Here is a 2,660-nt window from a genome sequence, read left to right as displayed (position 1 = left end):
ACCGAGATGTGGGGTTCCAATCCCCGGATATCAGCATGGTCGATCGCCGTTCCCATGTGCCCGCCCGCTTGCATCTACTCAAGGGCGAAGACCACCATGAGACCTACGAGGTTGACTGGCCATCTCATATCAACGTGTTTGGGCGTAACCCGCAACGCCTACGCCCGCTCCCCGCCCGAGTCTACCTCACACGGCGTTGTCGGGTTGACGCCCGGGTTAGATGCCAGCGTCACTGCGTCGACCATCTGGAGGAAGGCGGCCACCTGCTTACGACCGTACAGCGGCTGCCGCCAGCCGCTGCCTTGCACATACGCCTTGCCGGGACGGAATCCAGCTTGGGACAAGAGTCCGCGCAGACGTTGCAGGTCAACCTCGCTGCCGACGACGAGTCGCACCTCGTCACCCTTCTTGTAGCGTGTCCATCCTTCTCCGGCGACACGGCCGGGGTTCTGTCGTCGCACGTATCCGTTTCGCTGGAACAACTTCGCGAGCTGGACCGCGATCAACGGATCGACGCTCCCAAGATGGTCGGTGCCGACCCCGATATCACCCGAAGAACGCACAGTGCGCGTCCTGCTCGACGATTGCGACGAGCTTGCGGATGTCAGAGATGTCATCTGCGGGCTCATACGCGTGCCACTTGAGATCTGAAGGCATCCAGTACAGCACCCATTCACCCCGCGACCGATAGAAGCGCAGTCGGGCGACCGGGTTGCGCATCCAGGGAAGGGAGGAGTCCATCCAATCCGGGCGCTCCTCGAAGATGGTGACGGCGTGTCCCTCGATGTCGTACACCGTCCGAAGCTGGTCTGCGACGCGGGCGGGCGAGTTGCGTCTACACAGATCGCCGACTGTGGAATCGATCAGCCTCAGCTCGAACTCGGAAAACGCCATCGTCTCTCCTGTGCATCAACGTGTTACGGCATGAGCGGCGGGTTTCGCCGCGCATGTTCATCCTAGCGCTTCCGCCGTCCGCTCGATGCCGGGGTTCGACGAGCAGGCGTCAGGGTCAATCCGATACACGCGTATGGCAGTGGCCGCACGCTTCTTCGTCGTGACAGTCGAAGCATGGTGCAGCTCCGTTGTCCTCGACGTACGTCCGATGGCCCACCAGCCACAGCGTTGTGGCGCTGCCCGGATGCGGGCCTGGCCTGAGCGTGATCATGGCCAGTCCCTCCAGCGGCGTCCCAGGCTGCGGCGACTGCTCCACGATCGAGTGCTCGAAGCCGTCCCGTCCGGGCTTCGAGACCTCTGCCAGCGGAAGCGGGCGATTGTCGATCGAGAACCGTGTGACATGCTCGGGCTTGAACACGCCCGCTGTGGTGTGTGCTGGGACGACGCCAGTGGTCTCAGCAGCCGGGAACACGACGACCACCGTTGTCTCCAAGTTGCCAAGGAGACCGTAGGCCTCACTGAGGGTCTTGCCGGTCAGATCCGGGACCGAGGCGAGCGGTGTCGACTCCGGCTCGGGCTTGGGGGCCTCCTCGACCACTGGGACGTTCCGGCTACTGCATCCACTCACAACTGCAAGCACGATGCACAGAGCGATCAATCCGCTGGACCACCTGCTCACGTAGCCCCCTATTCCTCGCATGCCCGCGAAACGTGTGAACCGCAGGAACGCCCTGTCTGTCGAACGTTGTTGCGCATGAGCAGACGCTCAGCGCCCTCGGGTCATTCCATCTCTCCGCGTTCTGCTCGATGCGCTGGTTCGACCCACCTCAGAGGTACGCCTTCGAGATCCAAGTCGCGCCGCTCGTGCTGGACCGTGAGAACCACGACAGCCTCTTCGTCACGGTGGTACACGACTCGGTACGGCGCGACGAGGACTTCACGTACTGACTCGCGTTCCCCCTCCGGGACCATGCGCCCCTGATCAGGCAACGCCGACAACGACTCGGTTCTTGCGACGATGCGCTCGAACCACTTCAGCGCTGCGGCCGGCCGTTCCGCCGCGATGTAGGCAAACGCTTCAGCGACTTGCGCCTCCGCCAGCGGGGCCCAAGTGACTCTCACTTGATTAGCTTCGCACGCAGCCGCGCGACGACTTCCTCATGGGGGATGCCCTCGCCGCGCGCGATCTGCTCCTCCGCAATGCGGATGTCCCGGAGGATGGCGATCTCGTCGAGCATCCCCTCATAGACGCTGACGTCCATCACGACGGCGGCGCTGCGACCGTGCTGGGTCAAGACGACGGGGCGCTTGGTGGCATGCAGTCGGCTGAGCATGCTAGACGTGTTGGCGCGGAACTCCGTCACGGGTAGAACGTCGGATGACGGGCGAAGTGCGGACATGCTACCTCCCAAGAACGACTCTGTGCTGTACATCTTAGCGTACGGCATGGCGACTGTCATCGGGGAGATTGGTTGGGTCGAACGTTGTTGCGCGTAACCTGCAAACCGAGGCCGACGAGGCCTCGTAAGAAGCGTAGCTCCATCGCCGAGGTTTGTCAGGTTGACGCGCTGGTTCGGCGAGCGGGAAGGACGGCGGTAGCCGTCCAGAGCGATGCACCAAGAGACGATCTTGCCCCCAGGTCGACGCGCTCCGGGATCACAGGGCCGACCACTCCGCTCCCGCATGCGCCCACCTCGCTGTCACGCTCCGTGGCTCCCGGCCGCCGAGGGAGCGCAGCCGACCGCGCCTGTGCGCGATACGACCTC

Annotated in this window: 5 protein-coding genes; all 5 read right to left on the bottom strand. The window is 63.7% G+C overall.

Features of this window, described 5'->3' with window-relative positions:
* Positions 1-158: 158 nt before the first annotated feature.
* Complete coding sequence (locus tag Q8K99_10060; protein ID MDP2182894.1) at positions 159-563, bottom strand: hypothetical protein; 405 nt, start codon at positions 561-563, stop codon at positions 159-161.
* A complete protein-coding gene (locus tag Q8K99_10055; GenBank protein MDP2182893.1) occupies positions 547-894 on the bottom strand; it encodes a DUF3024 domain-containing protein in 348 nt (115 codons plus the stop codon). The genes Q8K99_10060 and Q8K99_10055 overlap by 17 nt, the downstream gene beginning before the upstream one ends.
* Before the next feature lie 115 nt (positions 895-1,009).
* The gene (locus tag Q8K99_10050; protein MDP2182892.1) at positions 1,010-1,573 is read right to left on the bottom strand and encodes a hypothetical protein; all 564 of its coding nucleotides are present in this window, start codon (positions 1,571-1,573) and stop codon (positions 1,010-1,012) included.
* Between the two features lie 101 nt (positions 1,574-1,674).
* A complete protein-coding gene (locus Q8K99_10045) occupies positions 1,675-2,016 on the bottom strand; it encodes a type II toxin-antitoxin system RelE/ParE family toxin (GenBank protein ID MDP2182891.1) in 342 nt (113 codons plus the stop codon).
* Positions 2,013-2,294, bottom strand: a complete 282-nt coding sequence (locus Q8K99_10040; protein ID MDP2182890.1) for a type II toxin-antitoxin system Phd/YefM family antitoxin — start codon at positions 2,292-2,294, stop codon at positions 2,013-2,015. The genes Q8K99_10045 and Q8K99_10040 overlap by 4 nt, the downstream gene beginning before the upstream one ends.
* Positions 2,295-2,660 lie beyond the last annotated feature (366 nt).

This window comes from Actinomycetota bacterium, from assembly GCA_030682655.1.
In the GTDB taxonomy this organism is placed as follows: Bacteria; Actinomycetota; Coriobacteriia; order Anaerosomatales; family JAUXNU01; genus JAUXNU01.
Note: the sequence above shows the minus strand (reverse complement) of the source record. Positions and strands in the feature narration are given on the sequence as shown.